Below are 20,416 nucleotides of genomic sequence, written 5' to 3'. Positions count from 1 at the left end.
CTGACCTGAAACGGCGGCGGGCAGTCAGCAAGGAGACGGGATGCGCAAGCAGGGACGCACGATCCGCTGGCTGATTGCGGGCGCTGTCCTGGCGCTCGCGATCGTGGGGCTTGCGCTGCCCGGACTGTCGGACTTCGACCTTGCCGGGCGCACGCAGCGCGAACTCACCTTCGACAGCGGCGGGGCCGGCTTGTCGGGGACGCTGCTTCTGCCCGGGAACGCCGGCGAACGGCCGCGGGCGGTGGTGCTGCTCGTCCATGGCGACGGTCCCCAGGACCGCTTTTCCGCCGGCGGCTACCTTCCCCTCGTCAACGCCCTGCTCGACGACGGAATCGCGGTCTTCACCTGGGACAAGCCCGGCATCGGCGCAAGCACCGGCGACTGGCTCTCCCAGTCGATGCAGGACCGTGCCGACGAGGCGCGGGCGGCCCTGTCGGCCGTTGCAGACAGCCTGCCGCAGGCCGGTGGCAGGATCGGCTTCCTCGGCTTCTCCCAAGCCGGCTGGGTGTTGCCGCGCCTTGCCGCTACGGAAACGGACGCGGGTTTTTTCGTGCTTGTCGGGGGCGCCGTGAACTGGCAGCGCCAGGGCGACTATTTCACCGCGCGGCGGCTTGAGGCGGAAGGCTGGACGCCGGAGCGGATAGCCGGGCACCTGATCGATGCGGATCGCCGGGAGACGGAACTGTTCTCGGGTCTTGCCACGGGCACCCTCGCGCCCGGCGAAGCAGCCCGGCGGATCGACGTGACGCCGGAACGCCTCGCCTTCATCGCCCGCAACCGGCATGAGGATGCAAGCACCGACATCGCGCGGATCGACAGGCCGTTCATGGCGATCTGGGGCGAGCGGGACCTTAACGTCAATCCGCGGGCAAACGCCGCCGACTACCGGCGCCTGCATCTTCCTGCAAGGCCAAGCATCGTGACAATGCTGCCGGGGGCGACGCACGGCCTGCTGCGGGCGAGCCTGTTCAACTATCAGCTGCCCGACCAGATGCCCTGGCATGCCAGGGCCGCCTTCGTGGTGCTCGGCCGCAACGCCTATGCGCCAGGCGCGATTGCGTCCATGAGCGAGTGGATCCGCAAGGTCACGGAAGAATGATGCCGTGCCGGCGGCGCCTTACTGCGGCGGCTTGATGCGCGGAACGACCTGTTCCGGCCCGAGCTTGGGCGCGGTTCCTGCCAGCGGATCGTTGCCGGCCGCGGCCTGTTCGGAGATCGGCGGGCCGCTGTAGTTCGCCGGCGGGGCGACGCTCGAGGACTGCTTGCAGTCGGTCAGCCACACGTCGTAGACGGCATGCTCCACCGCGTGCAGGCCGGGACTGGCGGCAAACATCCAGCCGGTGAAGATCCGCCGCACCTCGTTGTTCAGCGTGATCTCGTCGACCTCGACGAAGGCGGTCGTCTGCGGAGCTTCCGTCTGCGGCCGGGTGTTGCACTCGCGCGGGGTCACCTGCAGCGCCCCGAACTGCACCGTCTCGCCGACATAGACGTCGAACGCGATGATGCGGCCGGTGATCTTGTCGAGCCCGGAGAAGACGGCGACAGGATTGACGATCTTCTCGGCCAGGGCCGGCGAGGCAAGGCCCGCCGACGCACCAAGTGCGATCAGGCCGGCGGCAAGCACGCCCCGCCCCCGCGCGACACCGGCGCGCCCATTCCGCAATCCCGCAAAACGCATCATCCGCTACTTCCCCGTACAGATCGCCCGGTCACGCATGCGACAGGTCGGCAAGCCGCTTGCGCGCCTCGACAACCCGGTCGCGTCGCTCGACCAGCTCGACCCGCTTCTCCTGCTCGGCCGCCACGATCTCTTCCGGCGCCTTGGCGACGAAAGCGGCATTTCCAAGCTTCTTGTCGATGCGTGCGATCTCGTCGTCGAGCTTGCCTTCTTCCTTGGCAAGGCGCGCCGCTTCCGCACCAAGATCGATGAAGTCGGCAAGAGGAAGGCAGACCACCGCTTCTCCACTGACAATCTGCACGGAGCCGCGCGGCGGCGCGTCGCCATGCGAGATCGCCTCGGCCCTGGCAAGACGCAGGATCGCCGCCTCATGCGCCTTGAGACGCTGGCGTGTCACCTCGTTGGCGCCGGTCACCACCAGGGGCACCTTCGCTCCGGCGGGAACGTTCATCTCGGCGCGCACGGAGCGGATCGAGGAAATCAGGTCGACCACCCAGTTGATCTCGGCCGCCGCGCCCTGGTCGCCGCCGGCCGAACCTGGCCAGCGGGTGTGGACGAGCAGGTTGTCCCGGCTCGCCGCCGCATCCTCCTCGACCGCGCGGGCCCACAGCTCCTCGGTCATGAACGGCATGAACGGGTGCAGCATCTTGAGTATCTCGTCGAGAACCCAGGCCGCGGTCGCGCGGGTTTCCGCCTGCGCCTCTTCCGTGCCTTCGTTGAAGATCGGCTTGGCGAACTCCAGGTACCAGTCGCAATAGGTGTTCCACACGAAGCGGTAGGCCGCGCCCGCCGCCTCGTTGAAGCGGAAGCCTTCCAGCGCTTCGGTGACCTCGGTGACGCAGCGCCCCGTCTCCGTGACAATCCAGCGATTGACGGTCTCCCGGACGGCCGCCGGATCGAACCCTTGCGGCCGGGCGCCGCCGTTCATCTCGACGAAGCGGGCCGCGTTCCACAGCTTGGTGACGAAGTTGCGATAGCCCGCGACCCGGCTGGTCGCCAGCTTGATATCGCGTCCCTGCGCGGCCATCGCCGCCAGCGTGAAGCGAAGCGCGTCGGCGCCGTACTCCTCGATCAGGGCCAGCGGATCGATGACGTTGCCCTTCGACTTCGACATCTTCTGGCCCTTCTCGTCGCGGACCAGGGCATGGATGTAGACCGTGTGGAAGGGCTCGGTCTTCATGTAGTGATCGCCGAACATCATCATCCGGGCAACCCAGAAGAAGATGATGTCGAAGCCGGTGATCAGCACGCTTGTCGGGTAGTAGTTGGCAAGCTCGGGTGTCTTGTCCGGCCAGCCGAGCGTCGAGAACGGCCACAGCGCCGAGGAAAACCACGTGTCGAGCACGTCCTCGTCGCGGTAGAGCGCGATGCCGGCACCGTCCTCGCCGCTCTCCCAGCGGGCAAGAGCGGCCTCCATGTCGATGACCTCGACGGGCTTGCCGTAATGCTCCGCCGCAGCCGCGCAGGCCTCCTCCTCGCCGCGTTCGACGAAGATCCGGCCGTCCGGGCCGTACCAGGCCGGGATCCGGTGTCCCCACCACAGCTGCCGCGAGATGCACCAGGGCTGGATGTTCTCCATCCACTCGTAATAGGTCTTGTCCCAGTTGCGCGGCACGAAGTTCGTCCGCCCCTCGCGCACGCTGGCGATCGCCGGCTGGGCCAGCGTCTTGGCGTCGACATACCACTGGTCGGTCAACAGCGGCTCGATCGGCACGCCGCCACGGTCGCCATGCGGCACCATGTGGGTGTGCGGCTCGATCCGGTCGAGAAGACCGAGTTCCTCCATCCGCTCGACCAGCCGCTTGCGCACGTCGAAACGGTCGCAACCCTCATAGGCCGAGATCGTTTCGGACAGCTCCGCGCTCTCGGCAACGCCCTCTAGGAATTCCGGGTTCTCGGCAAGGCGGACCTTCGCCTCGCGGTCGAGCACCGAAATCATCGGCAGGTTGTGACGCTTGCCGACCTCGAAATCGTTGAAGTCATGCGCCGGGGTGATCTTCACCGCGCCCGATCCCGCATCCGGGTCGGCGTAGTCGTCGGCGACGATGGGGATGCGGCGGCCGACCAGCGGCAGCACCACATGCTTGCCGATCAGCCCCTTGTAGCGCGGATCTTCCGGGTTCACCGCGACGGCGGTGTCGCCGAGCATCGTTTCGGGACGCGTCGTGGCGACGGTGATGTAGTCGCGCGTCTCGAACTCCACCGGCTTGCCGTCCTCGTCGAAGGCGACGGGCGCCTCGAAGGTCTCGCCGTTTTCCAGCGGATAGCGGAAATGCCAGAGATTGCCCTTCACCTCGACCTGCTCGACCTCGAGGTCCGAGATCGCGGTCAGAAGCTTCGGGTCCCAGTTGACCAGCCGCTTGTCCTTGTAGATCAGGTTCTCGCGATAGAGCCCGACAAAGACCTCCAGCACGGCCCTCGACAGGCCCTCGTCCATGGTGAAGCGTTCGCGCGACCAGTCGCAGGACGCGCCCAGCCGCTTCAGCTGGTTGAAGATCATGCCGCCGGACTCGGCCTTCCACTCCCAGATGCGGTTGACGAAGGCCTCGCGCCCCATGTCGCGCCGCCCCGGCTCCTGGCGCTCGGCCAGCTGCCGCTCGACCACCATCTGCGTGGCGATGCCCGCATGGTCCATTCCCGGCTGCCAGAGCACGTCGCGCCCGCGCATGCGCTCGAACCGCACCAGCACGTCCTGCAACGTGTTGTTGAGCGCATGACCCATGTGCAGGGAGCCGGTGACATTGGGCGGCGGGATCACGATCGAGAAGGACGCCGCCCCCGGCTCGGCGCCGGCGCCGGCCCTGAAGGCATCTGCGTCTTCCCAGGCCTTGGCGATCCTGGGTTCGACTGTGGCGGCATCGTAGGTCTTGTCGAGCATCGGTTTTCCCGGGGAACTGTGAACTGAACGCGTGGTTACTCGCAGGCATGTCGCCAAGTCAACCACCGCGCACATGCGGGCTGGAAACGAAAACGCCGCCCGGAGGGCGGCGTGACGAGCGGATATGGCGGCGCGGATCAGCGTCCGCGCGATACCCGCTCGATCTCCTGGCGTACGAGCCGCTCGACGAGCGGGGGAAGATTTTCGTCGAGCCAGCCCTTCAGCATCGGCCGCAGCATCTCCTTGACGAGATCCTCCAGCGTGCGGGCGTTGTTGGAAAGGATCGTGCCGGCCAGATTGTGGAACGCGGCCTGCACGGCCTGGTCCGCCGAGGGCGACAGCAGCTCTTCCGCCGTGCTGTCGCGCGCCGGGCGTGTCCAGGGATCGGATTTCGGGGTTTCCGCCTCGGCACGCTCGTCGACGAAAGCGACGTCGCCGGTATCGTCTTCCTCGGTCGCAAGGCCCTCGACAAGATCGAACTCGTCCTCGTCGACGGCCTGGTCCTCGGTCAGTTCCAGGACATCGTCGACCTCGGCCACGTCTTCGATCTCGGGCTCGGGATCCGGCTCGACTTCCACATCGGCATCGCCGGCGGAATCAAACAGCTTGTCGAGGTCGTCCTGCGACATCTCCTCGCCGGCATCGGCAAGCGCGTCATCCGTCGTATCGGCTTCGGCTGCAGCCTCGGCCTTGTCATCAGACGGTGTATCCTCATCGGAAATAATCCGGCGAATGGACGCCAGGATTTCTTCCATAGAAGGTTCTTGAGCCTGATTGGCGTTAGCCATACCGATCCCCGCACTCGACAACTCTGCGCCCGACCGTCCTGCTAGAGGGCCCTGGCATCCGGTCGGATGCACCGATGGGCATGCCGACTCGATCCTGCAGAATATAACGCGTTAATCCGCCGGGGGAAAAGCATGACAACGTCACGAACCGGCCCGGCGGCCTTGTCAAGTGCAACAATTCCCCGATTCGGCCGCTTTTGCACGTGAAACCCGATGGCAGGAACCATCGGGACCCGTGCAGGCTGCCGGCGGCTGCCGCAACCAGCTCCGCGTCAACGGCCGTCGGGCGTGCGAATGCCGTACCAGCTGTTGCGGACCTTCTTGTAGTGCGCCTTCTCGTCGTGGAGGGCGACGCCCAGACCGATGCGGTCCGCCGTGAGTCCCCCCACCGCCGACATCAACGAGTAGGCCGCCACCGTGCGATTGCGCTGCGCGCTGATCAGGCTGACCCGGCTGTTGACCAGTTCGAACTGGGCGTTCAGCACGTCCAGCGTCGTGCGCTGGCCGACACGCTGCTCCTCGATCACGCCCTCAAGCGCCAGCTGGTTGGCCGACACGGCATCCTGGGCCGCCTGGATCGAGGCTTCCGCGGCCTGGTACTGCCCCCAGGCGGAGACGACCGACGCGCGGATCTGGTCGCGTGCGACATCGAGCTGGATACGGGTCTGGCCGAGGTCTTCCTTGGCCTGGCGCACGCGGGACGAGACCGCTCCGCCCTGATAGAGGGGAATCGAGACCCGGCCGAAAATGCTGGCGCTGTCGACCGTGTCCGCACCCGGTGAGCTCGGCGGGCTCCACTGGCGCTGCATGTCGGCTTCCAGCGTCACGGTCGGCAGCAACTCGCCCTCGACCGTCTTCACGCCGAACGTGCCCGCATCGACAAGATGCTGGGCGGAAAGGATCGAGGGATGGTTGCTGGCACCGGCCTTGAGCGCCAAGTCCAGGTTCCTGGGCAACTGGCGGTAGACGGTCGTGCGCGCGGACAGCGACTTCGGGTCGGAGCCGATGATCTGGCGGTAGATGGCGCGGCTGCTGTTGACGTTGGCCAGCGCCAGGTTGAGTTCCGACTGTGCCTCGGAGAAGCGGGCACGGGCCTGCGACACGTCCGTGCGGGTGCCCTCGCCCACTTCGAAACGGTCATCGGCGGCGCGAACCTGCTCGGCCAGGAAGGTCAGGCTGCTGCGCCGCAGCGAAACGATCGCCGTGTTGCTGATCACGTCCATATAGGCCGTTGCCGCCTGAAGCAGCACCGACTGTTCCGTAGCGCGGAGGCTTTCGCGCTCGGCGCGCACCACGGCCTCGGCCTGGCGCACGGAGTTCACCGTGCGGAAGCCGCGAAACAGGGCCTGCGACAGAGACAGGCCGACCGAGGCCGTGTTGCCGTAGCGGGCACGGCCCGGGTCGGATTTCGAGTATTGGGAGCCGACGTCGAAACGGCCGAAGATCTGGGGCCGCCAGCCGGAAAGCGCCTGCGGCACCGATTCGTTGACGGAACGCAGCGCCGCACGCGCCGCGTTCAACGTCGGGTTTGCCGAATAGGCCTGGCCAAGTGCCTCGCCGATCGATTGAGAACGCGCCGTCGCGGGCACGCCCGCCGCCGCCACGGAAATGGCGGCTGCAATGAGCCAAGAACCCGTCCGATTCACCTTGAACACCCCTGTACAACTCCGGAATTCAGCGGCGCGCGCGATCACGCGCACTCGCCGTCATCACTTTGACGCGGGTCCCTGCGACCCGATTTCCTGTCCGTACCGGATCCACGGCTTGTCGGTCCGCCCTCTGGCGTCCACCGCTTTTCGATCCTTCCGCCCGACCAGCCGCACTGGCAACCTGCCGGGTTCCCTCCCCGCCCGCGCCGATCTTTCGGCCTCTTGCGCCGGTCGGCTCCTTGCGGGAGTGGCAAATTTGCGCGGCAACCCTCCAGCCCGTCATGCAGGCAGGGCGACGCGCCGATACTGTTATCTCGGTCCGGTCGGGTGACAACCTTTGAAAGCGGTGCGGCGATGCATTCGCGCACCGCTGCGACCTCTCGGCAACACCCCTGTGCATCCCGGGCGAGACATGAAAAAAGCCGCCAGCGCTGACCCGCGCGGCGGCTTCCTTGAAATCCTCGGTTGTCACCTCGTCAGAAGACGAATTCCCTGGGCTGCTCGAAGCCCGGCAGCACCTGCGCCGCCGCGTTGAACGCGAACCGCCCCGAGACGGCGTCGCCGGAGCGGACATGCAGCTCGGCGGTTCCCGAGCCGCCGCGACCGCGAATGACCACCAGACGTCCCCCGTCCTTGAGCTGCGCCGTCAGCGCATCGGGCAGGCGCTCGACCGCCCCGTCGATCAGGATCACGTCATAAGGCCCTTCGGAGGCCCCGCCGGTGACCAGATCGCCATCGATCACCGCGGCGTTCTCGATCCCAAGGTCGACGAGCAGCTCCGACGCCGCGGCAACCGTTTCCGGGTCATTGTCGATCCCCACGACCGAGCCGGCGAGCTGCGCCAGCACGGCGACGCCATACCCGGTGCCGCAGCCGACGCAAAGAGCGACTTCGCCGGGGCGAACCGCCGCGAGCTGCACCAGCTTGGCAAAGATATGCGGCTTCATCAGATAGCGCGGGCTCGAGCCGGAGGTCAGCGCGATGTCCTGGTCGCTATAGGCGACGCAGCGCCTGGAGGCCGGCACGAAGCGCTCGCGCGGAACCGCCTCCATCGCGTCGAGAACCCGCAGGTCGGTAACGTCGTTGGTTCGCAGCTGGTTGTCCACCATGTGGGTGCGAACCTGCTCGTAATCGCCCATCGCGCGCCTCTTCCCTTTGCCGTATCCCGGCACGCCTGCCGTTTCCTCAGGCGTGCGGATCCCGTCGAATGTCGCCGGCGCCACCCGTCCGGGCCGGACGCGCCGCTGTGATCGTCATCCCGGTTCCTTAGCGGTGTCCGGCGCGCCTGACAAGCCGGACAAGCACCGCAGGCATCCGTTGCCGCGCAAGCGGCAGCATAACGGAATAATCACGCCGTCGTCGGCACACTTGTCGACACGATACGGTGCAAGGCGTTCCGTCCTCAACCCGTCGCGCGCCCGAGCCTGCGGACATTCCCCGCACAGTCTCCGGCTATCGCTCAAGGTTCAACCTGTCGCAAGGGACGATGACGGCCGAAGGCCGGAGGACTTATCGATGTTGCTTGGTGATCCCCATGACAAGGGCCCGTCGGACAGCGGCTGGTCCGTCGACTGGCGTTTCGACCAGTTGCTGATGAAACTGAAGCGCCACGACCTGATGCCGCTGGCCGTGCGGCTTGCCCGCTACCGCTTCGGCACGGGCGACCTGTCGCTGCTCACGCGGCAGCAGAAGGCGATGCTCGTCACCGACTGCGAGAAGGAACTTGCAGCGACCACGTCGGGCAAAGACCAAAGGCTGCCGGCACCGAACCCGCTTTGACGCTCGCCGTCGACGGATGCCCGAACCGCCCTTCGACGCGCCCCATTTTTACACGCACCTTGGACGGCGGCCCGTTCAACGGCTGCTCGGAGGCTTGAACGGCAAATCGTCGAGCGTCAGGCCGGAATGCACCCGCAGCCAGTAGATGCCCGCGAACAGCACGCCGGCGACGAGCGTCGTCAGCAGGGCCTTCTTCAGCAGCTGCGGACGGCCCGGCGCGCTCGACTCGGTGCCCGGCGTCACCTCGCCGGCCTCTTCCTGCGTCACGACCCCGATCGGCAGGATGGCGAAGAGCACGATCCACCAGATGATGAAATAGATTGCCAGCGCGGATACGAACGACACCGGGTTCACTCTCTTCTCTTGGAACGGTGCCCAGTCAGACCTGCTCGAGCTCGACCAGCGTTCCGTTGAAATCCTTGGGGTGCAGGAAGAGCACCGGCTTGCCATGCGCGCCGATCTTCGGCTCGCCGCTGCCCAGCACCCGCGCGCCCTTGTCCGTCAGCCTGTCCCTGGCCGCCAGGATATCCTCCACCTCGTAGCAGACATGATGAATGCCGCCGGAGGGGTTGCGTTCCAGGAAGGCGTTGATCGGCGAGTTCTCGCCAAGCGCCTCGAGCAGTTCGATCTTCGTGTTGGGCAGTTCGATGAACACCACCGTCACGCCGTGATCGGGCTCGGGCTGGGGCTGCGACACCTTCGCTCCAAGCGTATCCCGGTACATCGCCGTCGCCGCCTCGAGATCCGGCACGGCGATGGCGACATGGTTCAGGCGTCCGATCATCTCACTTCCTCCTCAACAGGCCTTGCGGCGCGGCTCCGGGCAGCGGGGCCGGTCGATCGCCGATTTTGACCGCCGGGTCGCACGATTGCCCGTTCGCGGACAATCGCACCACCCGGCAAATGGTCACACGCGCACGACAAGCGCTTCGGTCAGGGGCTTCTTGCCCCAGCAGTCGCGAATGGCGGCGCGGGCCGCGCGGCGCGCGGCCTCCGCCACCAGATCGGCATCCTTGCGCCGGTTCTTCGGGATGCTGTCCAGCGCCGCCACGACTTCGTCGATGACGATATCTTCCAGATCGTCGCCGTTCTCGTCCACATCCGGAAGCCCGAACAGAGCCGCCAGGGGCTCGCCGATCACGGTGCCCTTGGCGTCGATGACCACGGAAACGACGATCGCCCCGGCGAAGGAGAGCTTGCGGCGCTCATGAACGCCCGTCTCTTCCGGGTCGCCGAAGATCAGCCCGTCCTTGACGGCGATGCCGGTCGGCAGGTCGTCGATGACCGCAAGCTTGCCCGGCGCCAGCCGGACGACGTCGCCATTGCGGGCGATCAGCGTGTTCTTGATGCCGTATTGCAGGGCCAGGTCACGGTGCGCCTTCAGGTGCACCGCCTCGCCATGCGCGGGGATCAGCCCCTGCGGCTTCAGAAGGTCGTAGAGCTGCGTCAGCTCGCCCCGGCGCGGGTGGCCGGAGACATGCACCAGCGCATCCCGGTCCGTGACGATCTCGACCTCGGCCTCGGCCAGCTTGTTGAGGATGGCACCCACGGCCTTCTCGTTGCCGGGAATGGTGCGGGACGAGAAGATGACCAGGTCGCCCTTCGACAGGGCCACGTTGCGATGGTCGCCCGACGCGATGCGCGCCAGCGCCGCGCGCTCCTCGCCCTGGCTGCCGGTCAGCAGCAGCACCACGCGCTCGGGCGGCAGGTAGCCGTAGGCATCCTCGGACAGGAAAGCCGGCAGATCGTCGAGATAGCCCAGTTCCCGGGACACCTCGATGGCCCTGTGCATGGAGCGGCCCATCACGACCACATCGCGATCCGCCGCCTTCGCGGCAAGCGCGATGGAGCGGATCCGCGCCACGTTCGAGGCGAAGGTCGTCACCGCGACGCGGCGCTTGGCCTTTCGGATCACCTTGGTGAGGTCGGCCGCCACGTCCATCTCGCTCGGGCTGACGCCGTCGCGCACCGCGTTGGTGCTGTCGCAGATCAGCGCCTGCACGCCTTCCCGGCCGATCTCGGCCAGGCGCTCGGTATCAATCGGCTTGCCGACGCCGGGCGTCGGGTCGATCTTCCAGTCGCCCGAATGGACGACGGTGCCCGCCGGCGTGCGGATCGCCAGGGCACAGGGTTCGGGGATCGAGTGCGACATCGCCACGAATTCGACCTCGAAGGGACCGGCGTTGATGCGGCCGCCCTGCTCCACCACCGTGACCGGGATCTTGCCGACCCCCGGCTCGCTCGAGGCCTTGGCTTCCAGCAGGCCGGCGGTGAACGCCGTCATGTAGAGCGGCGCCTTCAACTTCGGCCACAGATGCACGATCGCGCCGTAGTGGTCCTCGTGCGCATGGGTGATGACGATGCCGTCGAGCCGGTCGAGATTCTCCTCGATGAAGCGCGTATCGGGAACGACAATGTCGACGCCCGGAAGTTCCGGCCCGGCGAATGTCACGCCGCAATCGACCATCAGCCAGCGCCGGTCACGCGCCGGCCCGTAGCCGTAAAGCGCCATGTTCATGCCGATCTCGCCAAGGCCGCCAAGCGCGACGAATACGAGCTCTTCTTTGCCCGCCATTATGAAACTCCTGTCTGGACCGCACGGCGGCACGCCCTTGCTGGGTCGGCTGCGGCAACGATCTCCCATGTGCCATCAGGCAGCCATGCGTCCAGGGGACGGGCCACCGCTTTGCTTTACAAATGCCTGTGCGGGGACATTCAGGACCGGTGTCTTGCCCGGCCCTGCCCCGCCTCACATTCCCTGACCGGCGCTCCCGGCCGCGCCGCCGGATATCGCCGACGGTTCGAAAAAGACATCTCCGGCCGACACCGTCATGTGTCGGCCTTCTCCCTGGTCCAGAACAAGGCGCCCCTCGCTGTCGAGCCCGGCGAACACGCCGGTCAGCTCGCGGTCTTCCAGCCGCACGCGGATCGGCGCGCCGATCCCCACGGCGCGCGTGCGCCAGTCCGTCAGAATTTCCGCGAACGGCTCGCTCGACCAACGCGCCAGCTGTTTCGCAGCGCTTTCGGCAAGCGCCCGGAACGCGCGTTCCGGCGCAACGGAAAAGCCCAGCCCCGCAAGATCGGCGGCCGCGTATCCCGGCAGGTCCGGATGATGCGCAAGGTTCAGTCCGAACCCGCACACGACGGCACGCCGCCCGTCGGCCAGAACCGTTGCCTCAAGCAGGATGCCGGAAATCTTGGCTCCGTCGACCAGAAGGTCGTTCGGCCATTTCAGCCGCGCCAGCCCGTAGCTGCCGGTCATGGCATCGACCGCCTCGGCAAGCGCCAGCGCCGCCACCAGCGGCAGTTGGCCGACCCGCTCGCCCTTGCCCGGATCGATCAGCAGAAGCGAGGTGTAGAGATTGCCGGGCTCCGACACCCAGGCCCGCGCCCTGCGGCCCCGGCCGGCGACCTGACGCCCGGCGACGATCCACAGATTGCCCGGATCGCCCTCGCCCGCCGCGGCCAGCGCATGGCTGTTGGTCGAGCCCAGTTCCGCATGCACGGCGACGCGGTATCCCGCGACGCCCGCGACCTCGCGAATACGTCCGTCGAAAACAAACGTGCTCAGAACAACGTCCCCGCCGCCGCGCTCGCCATCTCCACGACGGAACCGGCAAACACGACGAACAGAACCACGAAGGCCACCGACAGGCCAAGGGTGAACTTCAGCTCGACCGGCATCGGCAGGAAGCCGCGGACCGGCTCGTCGAAGAACATCACCTTGACGATCCGCAGGTAATAGTAGGCACCGACCACCGAGGCCAGCACGCCGATCACCGCCAGCGGATAAAGTCCCGCCTCGACCGCCGCCAGGAACACGTAGAACTTGGCGAAGAAGCCGACGAAGGGCGGGATGCCGGCCAGCGAGAACAGGATCACGCCGAGCAGCACCGCCATCGGCAGGTTGGTGCGCGACAGGCCGGAGAGATCGGAAATCTCCTCCACCATGCCGTCCTTGCGGCGCATCGACAGGATGCAGGCGAAAGCCCCCAGCGTCATCGCCAGATAGGCGGTCATGTAGATCATCACGCCCTCGACGCCGGTCTTCGAACCCGCGGCCAGGCCGACCAGGGCAAAGCCCATGTGACCGATCGAGGAATAGGCCATCAGCCGCTTGATGTTCTTCTGGCCGATCGCGGCGAAGGCGCCGAGCGCCATCGAGGCGATGGAGACGAAGACGATGATCTGCTGCCAGTCGTGGGTCACCGGCTCGAACGCCTCGATCACGACGCGGGTCAAAAGGCCCATGGCGGCGATCTTGGGGGCGGCGGCGAAGAAGGCCGTCACCGGCGTCGGCGCGCCCTCATAGACATCCGGCGTCCACATGTGGAACGGCACCGCCGAAATCTTGAAGGCAAGACCGGCCAGAATGAACACCAGACCGAAGACGAGGCCGAGCGAGGAGCCGCCCTCATGCGCGATCGCGGCCGCGATCGGGGCAAAGCCCGTCTGGCCAGTGAAGCCGTAGACCAGCGACATGCCGTAAAGCAGCATGCCGGAGGAAACGGAACCAAGGACGAAATATTTCAGGCCGGCTTCCGTCGAGCGCACGCTGTCGCGGTTGAAGGCGGCGATGACATAGAGCGCCAGCGACTGCAGCTCGAGCCCGAGATAGAGCGTGATCAGGTCGTTCGCAGACAGCATCAGCATCATGCCGAGCGTGGCGAGCACGATCAGCACCGGGTACTCGAACCGCTCGAAATTCTCGTTGCGCGCATAGGCCACCGACATGGCGATGGCGAAACCGGATCCCAGCAGCGTCAGGAGCTTCAGGTAACGGGCGAAGCCGTCGAGGATGAAGGCGCCGTGGAAACTGGTGCTGCTGGCTTCAGTGATGCCGAACTGCGCGGGCAGCAGCAGCGGCAATGCCGCCACCGCCAGAAGGGCCACGGACAGCGCCGTCACATAGGGCGTGATCTTGCGCCCGCCGAAGACGCCGAGCATCAGCAGCGCCAGCGCACCGCCGGCCAGAAACAGTTCCGGCAGCGCGGGCGAGAGATCCGGGAGTTGGGAATAGGCGTTCATGGCGTCTCTCGTCCTCGGACCTTAATGCGTCGCCAGCAAGGCTGTCGACGGCGCCGCCTCGATCGCGGCCTGGTAATTGGTGACAAGCGCTCCGACCGACGCAGCCGTGGCGTCGAGGATCGGCGCCGGATAGAAGCCGAACAGGATCGTCAGCACGATCAGCGGCACGATGATGACGCGCTCGCGCAGGCTGAGATCCATGATCGACTTCAGGCTCTCCTTGTCGAGCGCTCCGAACACGACCCGCTTGTAGAGGAAGAGCGCATAGGCCGCCGACAGGATGACGCCGGACGTTGCGATCAGCGCCACCCAGGTGTTGACCTGGAAAGCCCCCATCAGCGTCAGGAACTCGCCCACGAACCCGCTCGTGCCCGGCAGGCCGACATTCGCCATGGTGAAAATCAGGAAGGCGACCGCGTAGAACGGCATGCGATTCACAAGCCCGCCATAGGCGGCGATGTCACGCGTGTGGATCCGGTCGTAGATCACGCCGACGCACAGGAACAGCGCGCCCGAGACGATGCCGTGCGAGAGCATCTGGAACAGCGCGCCCTGGACGCCCTGCTCGGTCATGGTGAAAATGCCCATGGTCACGTAGCCCATATGGGCGACGGAGGAATAGGCGATCAGCTTCTTGATGTCCTCCTGGGCGAGCGCCACCAGCGAGGTGTAGACGATGGCGATCACCGAGAGCGTGAAGACGAAGGGCGCGAACATCTCGCTCGCCAGCGGGAACATCGGCAGCGAGAACCGCAGGAAGCCGTAGCCGCCCATCTTCAGAAGGATCGCCGCCAGGATGACCGAGCCGGCGGTCGGCGCCTCCACGTGGGCATCCGGCAACCAGGTGTGTACCGGCCACATCGGCATCTTGACGGCAAAGCTGGCGAAGAAGGCAAGCCACAGCCAGGTCTGCATGCCGGCCGGGAAGCCGTGCGCCATCAGCGTCGGGATGTCGGAGGTGCCGGCATCCCAGTACATCGCCATTAGCGCGATCAGCATCAGCACCGAGCCGAGCAGCGTGTAGAGGAAGAACTTGTAGCTCGCATAGACGCGGCGCTTGCCGCCCCACACGCCGATGATCAGGAACATCGGGATCAGGCCGGCCTCGAAGAAGACATAGAACATCACCAGATCGAGCGCGCAGAACACGCCGATCATCAGCGTCTCCAGCACGAGGAAGGCGATCATGTACTCCTTCACCCGGACCTGGACGCTCTTCCAGCTCGCCAGGATGCAGAACGGCATCAGGAAGGTCGTGAGGATGACGAACAGCATCGAGATGCCGTCGACGCCCATCCGGTAGCCGATGCTGCCGCCGAGCCACTCTTCGCTTTCCTGGAACTGGAAGCCCGGGTTGTTCGGATCGAACCCGCCCCAGATAAACAGCGAGATGACGAAGGTGAACACCGTGGTGATCAGGGCCACCCGACGCATGTTCTCCTTGGCCCCGTCGTCCTCGCCGCGAACGAGCAGGATGAAGAAGACACCGACCAGCGGAAGGAAGGTGGTGATGGAAAGAAGCGGCCAGTTGCTCATCAGTGAGCGCCCCCGACGGAGAACATGGACCAGGTGATCAGCGCCGCGACACCGATCAGCATGGCGAATGCGTAGTGGTAGAGATAGCCGGTCTGCAGCCGCACGGCCCAGGTGCTGACATTCTGCACCCGCGCCGCGACGCCGTCGGGACCGAGCCCGTCGATCATCATCCCGTCGCCCTTCTTCCAGAGCTGGCGGCCGATCCACATGGCGGGGCGCACGAAGATCACGTCATAGAGCTCGTCGAAATACCACTTGTTGAGCAGGAAGCGGTACAGGCCGTCATGCCGCTCGGCGAGCCGGCGCGGAATGTCGGGCGACTTGATGTAGAACAGCCATGCGACGGCGAAACCGCCGAGCATCATCACGAACGGCGAGGCCTTCACCCACAGCGGCACCTCGTGGATGTCGTGCAGGATGTGGTTCTCCTCGGAGGTGAACAGCGCCCCCTTCCAGAAGGCGTCGTAGCCGTGACCCATGAACACGCCGGAGAAGACGAGACCGGCAAAGAGCGCACCAACCGCCAGGATCATCAGCGGCACGGTCATCACCAGCGGGCTCTCATGCACGTGCTTCATCACGTCGACCGAGGCCCTCGGCTTGCCGTGGAAGGTCATGAACGCCAGGCGCCAGGAATAGAACGAGGTCAGCGCGGCGGCGACCACCGTCATCCAGAAGCCGTACATGGCAAAGGTGTTGTGGCCGACATAGGCCGCCTCGATGATGCCGTCCTTGGAGAAGAAGCCGGCCGTCAGCGGGAAGCCCGTCAGCGCCAGCGTGCCGATCACCATCATCCAGTAGGTGATCGGGATGTGCTTGCGCAGCCCGCCCATCTTGCGCATGTCCTGCTCGTTCGACACGGCATGGATCACCGAGCCGGCGCCGAGGAACAGCAGTGCCTTGAAGAAGGCATGCGTGAACAGGTGGAAGATCGCGATCGAGTAGCCGCCCACGCCAAGCGCGACGAACATGTAGCCGAGCTGCGAGCAGGTCGAATAGGCGATCACGCGCTTGATGTCGTTCTGCACCAGCCCGACCGTGGCGGCGAAGAAGGCCGTCGTCGCACCGAACAGCGTCACCACGGTGAGCGCGGTGTGCGACAGCTCGAAGATCGGCGAGAGGCGCGCCACCATGAAGACGCCCGCCGTGACCATGGTCGCGGCATGGATCAGCGCGGAAACCGGCGTCGGGCCCTCCATCGCGTCCGGCAGCCAGGTGTGCAGCAGGAACTGCGCCGACTTGCCCATGGCGCCCATGAACAGCAGCAGGCACACGACGGTGAGCGCGGCATGCTGGTCGAGCTGGTAGCCCAGGAAATTCATCACCGTGGCCGGCTCGGCCGAGGCAAAGGACTGCGCATTGGCGAAGATCGTGTCGTAGTCGGTGGAATTGAACAGGTAGAAGATGCCGAAGATGCCCAGGATGAAGCCGAAATCGCCGACGCGGTTGACGACGAAGGCCTTCATCGCGGCGGCGTTCGCCGAGGGCTTCTTGAACCAGAAACCGATGAGCAGGTAGGAGGCGAGACCAACGCCTTCCCAGCCGAAGAACATCTGCAGCAGGTTGTCCGAGGTCACCAGCATCAGCATGGCGAAGGTGAACAGCGACAGGTAGGCAAAGAAGCGCGGCCGGTGCGGGTCGTGATGCATGTAGCCGATCGAATAGACATGCACGAGCGCCGACACGGTGTTGACCACCACCAGCATGACCGCCGTCAGCGTGTCGACGCGGATCATCCAGTCGACATTGAACGCGCCGGACGACATCCAGCGCATCACGGTCTCGCGCACCACCGGCGTCTCGCCGTAGCCGACCGAGAAGAACGCAACCCAGGACAAGAGGGCCGCGACGATCAGCAGGCCGGAAGTGACATACTCGCTGGCCTTGGCGCCGATGAACCGGCCGAAGAGACCCGCGATCAGGAAGCCGACAAGGGGCAGAAAGACGATTAGCTGGTACATCCTGCCCTCACCCCTTCATCATGTTGACGTCTTCGACCGCGATCGAGCCGCGGTTGCGATAGAAGACGACGAGGATCGCAAGGCCGATGGCCGCCTCGGCGGCCGCCACGGTCAGCACCAAGAGCGCGAAGACCTGTCCGACCAGGTCGCCCAGGAACGAGGAAAAGGCGACCAGGTTGAGATTGACCGAGAGCAGCAGCAGCTCGACCGACATCAGGATGACGATCACGTTCTTTCTGTTCAGGAAGATCCCGAAGATCCCGATCGTGAACAGGATCGCTGCAACCGCCAGATAGTGGGACAGACCGATTTCCATGGGCGCCTCGTGATGCTCCCCGATTAAGACGGACCCGGGCGCCAGGGTGACGGCGCTGCCGGAAAGATTAGGCGGAGATCCTCAGATCCCCTTGCCGGTTTCGACCTTGCGCACCTCGATCGACGCTTCGCGCGTACGCCCGACCTGTGCGGAAATATCCTGGCGCTTGACCCCTTCCTTGTGGCGCAGGGTCAGCACGATGGCGCCGATCATCGCCACCAGCAGCACAAGCCCGGCCGTCTGGAAATAGAGGATGTAGCGGGTGTAGATCAGCTCGCCGAGCGCGCGAATGTTGGACATGTCCGACGGCAGCGGCGCGGGCGCCGCCGTGTGTCCGGCAATCTCCGGCGATATCACCCAGACGCCGAGCACCAGCAGCAGTTCGACAAGGAGGACGATGCCGACAAGCGCGCCGACCGGCAGGTATTGCAGGAAGCCCTGTCGCATCTCGACGAAGTCGACATCGAGCATCATCACCACGAACAGGAACAGCACCATCACCGCGCCGACATAGACGACGACCAGCAGCATCGCCAGGAACTCCGCGCCGAGCAGGATGAACAGGCCTGCCGCGTTGAAGAAGGCGAGAATCAGGAACAGCACCGAGTGCACGGGATTGCGCGAGGCGATGACCATGAAGGCCGACGCCACGGCGGTCGCGGCGAAGAGATAGAAGAAGATGGCTTGCAGGACCATTTCGCGATGTGCCCCCGTCCCCGATTGGTGCGAAGCGGCCCGTGGCGGCTTCAAGTTGGTTGGGCGTGTCCCGGTGCGGAACGGCCTCGTCTTAGACCAGCCGCCGCGCGGCGTCCACTCCCCGCGCGCTCAGCGATAGGGCGCGTCGATGGCGATGTTGCTGGCGATTTCCCGTTCCCAGCGGTCTCCGTTCGCAAGGAGCTTCTCCTTGTCGTAATAGAGTTCCTCGCGGGTCTCGGTGGCGAACTCGAAATTCGGCCCCTCGACGATGGCATCGACCGGGCAGGCCTCCTGGCAGAAACCGCAATAGATGCATTTCACCATGTCGATGTCGTAGCGGGTCGTGCGGCGCGTGCCGTCGTTCCGGCGCGGCCCGGCCTCGATGGTGATGGCCTGTGCCGGGCAGATCGCCTCGCACAGCTTGCAGGCGATGCAGCGTTCCTCGCCGTTGGGATAACGGCGCAGCGCGTGCTCGCCGCGGAAGCGCGGGCTCACCGGCCCCTTCTCGAAGGGGTAGTTGATCGTCGGCTTCGGCTTGAAGAAGTAGCGCATCGCCAGGAAGAAGGCGGATACGAACTCCTTCAGCAAGAGCGATTTGGCAGCCTGTTGCAGTGCCATGGCGTTCAGCCTCGTTCTCTCGTTTCCCTTCGGACCGCCCCCGCGCCGCCGCCTGTCGCGTGCAGCACCGGACCCGGCGGTCCTTCAGTCTGGTTTGCGGTCCCTTGCTGGAACCGTCGAAATGTTCCGGGCAGCCCGTCCAGCCACCTTGCCTGGCCGCCCTATCCGGCAAGCGCGCTGCCGGCCAAATAGCCGACGGCGGGAAAGCCGACCAGGGCAAAGCCCAGGACCACAATCCTGATCGCCCCCATGTAGCGGCCAAGCAGGCTCTCGCGCCCGGTTCTCTGCCGCTGCCGTTCCGCCGCGCCCTTCAGCACGCCGACGACGATCTTGTAGTCGATCCACCCCACATAGAGGCCGATGGCCGCGCCGATCAGACCGGCAATCGAGATCGACATGTCAGCGCCCTCCCCGGCCTGGCATCAGGTCCCGGTCGGGGCCCAGCCCATGGCCATCAGCACCGCAGCGACGATGAACACCATCGCCAGCGACAGCGGCAGGAACACCTTCCAGCCGAGCCGCATCAGCTGGTCGTAGCGGTAGCGCGGGACCATCGCCTTGACCATCGCGAACATGAAGAACACGAAAAGCGACTTCAGCAGGAACCAGATGATGCCCGGCACCCAGGTGAAGGGCGCAAAGTCGAACGGCGGCAGCCATCCGCCCATGAACAGGATGGTCGTCAGCGAGCACATCAAGGCGATGGCAACATACTCGCCCAGCATGAACATCATGTAGGGCGTGGAGCCGTATTCGACCATGAAGCCCGCGACGAGCTCGGACTCGGCCTCGGCCAGGTCGAAAGGCGGCCGGTTGGTTTCCGCCAGCGCCGAGATGAAGAAGATCACGAACATCGGGAACAGCGGCAGCCAGTACCAGTTCAGGAAGGCAAGCCACGGCACGCCAAGCGCCGTCGCAAGGCCCGTTTCCTGCGCCCGCACGATGTCCGACAGGTTCAGCGAGCCCGCGCACAGGAGCACGGTGACGATGACGAAGCCGATGGACACCTCGTAGGACACCATCTGCGCCGCCGAGCGCAGCGCCGACAGGAACGGGTATTTCGAGTTCGAGGCCCAGCCGCCGATGATGATGCCGTAAACGCCGAGCGAGGAAATCGCGAAGATGAACAGGATGCCGACATTGATGTCGGCGATCACCCAGCCCTCGGCCACCGGCACCACCGACCAGGCCGCCAGCGACAGCGTCACGGTGACGAGCGGCGCCAGCAGGAACAGGCCCTTGTTGGCGCCGGCCGGGATCACCGGCTCCTTCAGCACGAACTTCAGCAGGTCGGCGAAGGATTGCAGCAATCCCCAGGGACCGACGACGTTCGGGCCACGCCGGATCTGCACCGCCGCCCATATCTTGCGGTCGGCGTAAAGGATATAGGCCACGATCACCAGCAGCACGACGAGCATCAGGACGCTCTGTGCCAGCATGATGATCAAGGGGAAGAGGTAATCCGCCCAGAAGTCCGCCATCATTGCCC

General features: G+C 65.7%; 19 protein-coding genes. 2 read left to right on the top strand and 17 right to left on the bottom strand.

What is annotated here, in order from left to right; all coding sequences use genetic code 11:
* Positions 1 to 40: 40 nt before the first annotated feature.
* On the top strand, positions 41 to 1,099 hold the full coding sequence (locus tag RBB46_RS10300; RefSeq protein ID WP_306028888.1) for a S9 family peptidase: 1,059 nt from the start codon (positions 41 to 43) through the stop codon (positions 1,097 to 1,099).
* Between the two features lie 18 nt (positions 1,100 to 1,117).
* On the opposite strand, the gene RBB46_RS10295 is transcribed toward RBB46_RS10300, so the two are convergent.
* The 5 genes from RBB46_RS10295 to RBB46_RS10275 all read right to left on the bottom strand — a co-directional run bounded on the left by RBB46_RS10295 (position 1,118) and on the right by RBB46_RS10275 (position 8,132).
* Positions 1,118 to 1,681, bottom strand: coding sequence for a DUF2155 domain-containing protein (locus RBB46_RS10295; RefSeq protein WP_306028887.1), 564 nt, complete (start codon positions 1,679 to 1,681; stop codon positions 1,118 to 1,120).
* Positions 1,682 to 1,709: 28 nt separating this feature from the next.
* Positions 1,710 to 4,556, bottom strand: coding sequence for a valine--tRNA ligase (locus tag RBB46_RS10290; protein ID WP_306028886.1), 2,847 nt, complete (start codon positions 4,554 to 4,556; stop codon positions 1,710 to 1,712).
* Positions 4,557 to 4,693: 137 nt separating this feature from the next.
* Complete coding sequence (locus RBB46_RS10285; protein WP_306028885.1) at positions 4,694 to 5,311, bottom strand: PopZ family protein; 618 nt, start codon at positions 5,309 to 5,311, stop codon at positions 4,694 to 4,696.
* A 305-nt stretch (positions 5,312 to 5,616) separates the two neighbouring features.
* Complete coding sequence (locus RBB46_RS10280; RefSeq protein ID WP_306028884.1) at positions 5,617 to 6,999, bottom strand: TolC family outer membrane protein; 1,383 nt, start codon at positions 6,997 to 6,999, stop codon at positions 5,617 to 5,619.
* 470 nt (positions 7,000 to 7,469) lie between these two features.
* On the bottom strand, positions 7,470 to 8,132 hold the full coding sequence (locus RBB46_RS10275; RefSeq protein WP_306028883.1) for a protein-L-isoaspartate O-methyltransferase: 663 nt from the start codon (positions 8,130 to 8,132) through the stop codon (positions 7,470 to 7,472).
* A gap of 376 nt (positions 8,133 to 8,508) precedes the next feature.
* Here RBB46_RS10275 and RBB46_RS10270 point away from each other — a divergent pair, with 376 nt between their 5' ends.
* The gene (locus RBB46_RS10270; protein ID WP_306028882.1) at positions 8,509 to 8,772 is read left to right on the top strand and encodes a hypothetical protein; all 264 of its coding nucleotides are present in this window, start codon (positions 8,509 to 8,511) and stop codon (positions 8,770 to 8,772) included.
* A gap of 75 nt (positions 8,773 to 8,847) precedes the next feature.
* Here RBB46_RS10270 and RBB46_RS10265 read toward each other — a convergent pair whose 3' ends face one another.
* The 12 genes from RBB46_RS10265 to nuoH all read right to left on the bottom strand — a co-directional run bounded on the left by RBB46_RS10265 (position 8,848) and on the right by nuoH (position 20,408).
* Positions 8,848 to 9,117 carry a DUF1467 family protein gene (locus RBB46_RS10265; RefSeq protein ID WP_306028881.1) on the bottom strand — a complete coding sequence of 90 codons (270 nt, stop codon included), beginning with the start codon at positions 9,115 to 9,117 and terminating at the stop codon, positions 8,848 to 8,850.
* Positions 9,118 to 9,151: 34 nt separating this feature from the next.
* Positions 9,152 to 9,556, bottom strand: a complete 405-nt coding sequence (mce, locus tag RBB46_RS10260; RefSeq protein WP_306028880.1) for a methylmalonyl-CoA epimerase — start codon at positions 9,554 to 9,556, stop codon at positions 9,152 to 9,154.
* 123 nt (positions 9,557 to 9,679) lie between these two features.
* Positions 9,680 to 11,347: a ribonuclease J gene (locus tag RBB46_RS10255; RefSeq protein ID WP_306028879.1), complete on the bottom strand. Its 1,668-nt coding sequence runs from the start codon at positions 11,345 to 11,347 to the stop codon at positions 9,680 to 9,682.
* A 174-nt stretch (positions 11,348 to 11,521) separates the two neighbouring features.
* Positions 11,522 to 12,277 carry a biotin--[acetyl-CoA-carboxylase] ligase gene (locus RBB46_RS10250; protein WP_306028878.1) on the bottom strand — a complete coding sequence of 252 codons (756 nt, stop codon included), beginning with the start codon at positions 12,275 to 12,277 and terminating at the stop codon, positions 11,522 to 11,524.
* A 62-nt stretch (positions 12,278 to 12,339) separates the two neighbouring features.
* On the bottom strand, positions 12,340 to 13,800 hold the full coding sequence (gene nuoN / locus RBB46_RS10245; RefSeq protein WP_306028877.1) for an NADH-quinone oxidoreductase subunit NuoN: 1,461 nt from the start codon (positions 13,798 to 13,800) through the stop codon (positions 12,340 to 12,342).
* A gap of 21 nt (positions 13,801 to 13,821) precedes the next feature.
* Complete coding sequence (locus RBB46_RS10240) at positions 13,822 to 15,336, bottom strand: NADH-quinone oxidoreductase subunit M (protein WP_306028876.1); 1,515 nt, start codon at positions 15,334 to 15,336, stop codon at positions 13,822 to 13,824.
* Positions 15,336 to 17,297 carry an NADH-quinone oxidoreductase subunit L gene (gene nuoL, locus RBB46_RS10235; RefSeq protein ID WP_306028875.1) on the bottom strand — a complete coding sequence of 654 codons (1,962 nt, stop codon included), beginning with the start codon at positions 17,295 to 17,297 and terminating at the stop codon, positions 15,336 to 15,338. Before nuoL ends, RBB46_RS10240 begins: the two co-directional genes overlap by 1 nt.
* A gap of 7 nt (positions 17,298 to 17,304) precedes the next feature.
* On the bottom strand, positions 17,305 to 17,613 hold the full coding sequence (gene nuoK, locus RBB46_RS10230) for an NADH-quinone oxidoreductase subunit NuoK (RefSeq protein ID WP_029057158.1): 309 nt from the start codon (positions 17,611 to 17,613) through the stop codon (positions 17,305 to 17,307).
* 81 nt (positions 17,614 to 17,694) lie between these two features.
* On the bottom strand, positions 17,695 to 18,309 hold the full coding sequence (locus RBB46_RS10225; RefSeq protein ID WP_306028874.1) for an NADH-quinone oxidoreductase subunit J: 615 nt from the start codon (positions 18,307 to 18,309) through the stop codon (positions 17,695 to 17,697).
* Between the two features lie 129 nt (positions 18,310 to 18,438).
* On the bottom strand, positions 18,439 to 18,927 hold the full coding sequence (gene nuoI / locus RBB46_RS10220) for an NADH-quinone oxidoreductase subunit NuoI (RefSeq protein WP_306028873.1): 489 nt from the start codon (positions 18,925 to 18,927) through the stop codon (positions 18,439 to 18,441).
* A 161-nt stretch (positions 18,928 to 19,088) separates the two neighbouring features.
* Positions 19,089 to 19,325 (bottom strand): hypothetical protein, encoded by a 237-nt coding sequence (locus tag RBB46_RS10215; RefSeq protein ID WP_306028872.1) that lies wholly within the window; start codon positions 19,323 to 19,325, stop codon positions 19,089 to 19,091.
* Between the two features lie 24 nt (positions 19,326 to 19,349).
* Positions 19,350 to 20,408 (bottom strand): NADH-quinone oxidoreductase subunit NuoH, encoded by a 1,059-nt coding sequence (gene nuoH / locus RBB46_RS10210; RefSeq protein ID WP_306028871.1) that lies wholly within the window; start codon positions 20,406 to 20,408, stop codon positions 19,350 to 19,352.
* Positions 20,409 to 20,416 lie beyond the last annotated feature (8 nt).

The sequence above is a fragment of the Stappia sp. MMSF_3263 genome (genome assembly GCF_030733745.1).
Lineage (GTDB): Bacteria > Pseudomonadota > Alphaproteobacteria > Rhizobiales > Stappiaceae > Stappia.
Note: the sequence above shows the minus strand (reverse complement) of the source record. Positions and strands in the feature narration are given on the sequence as shown.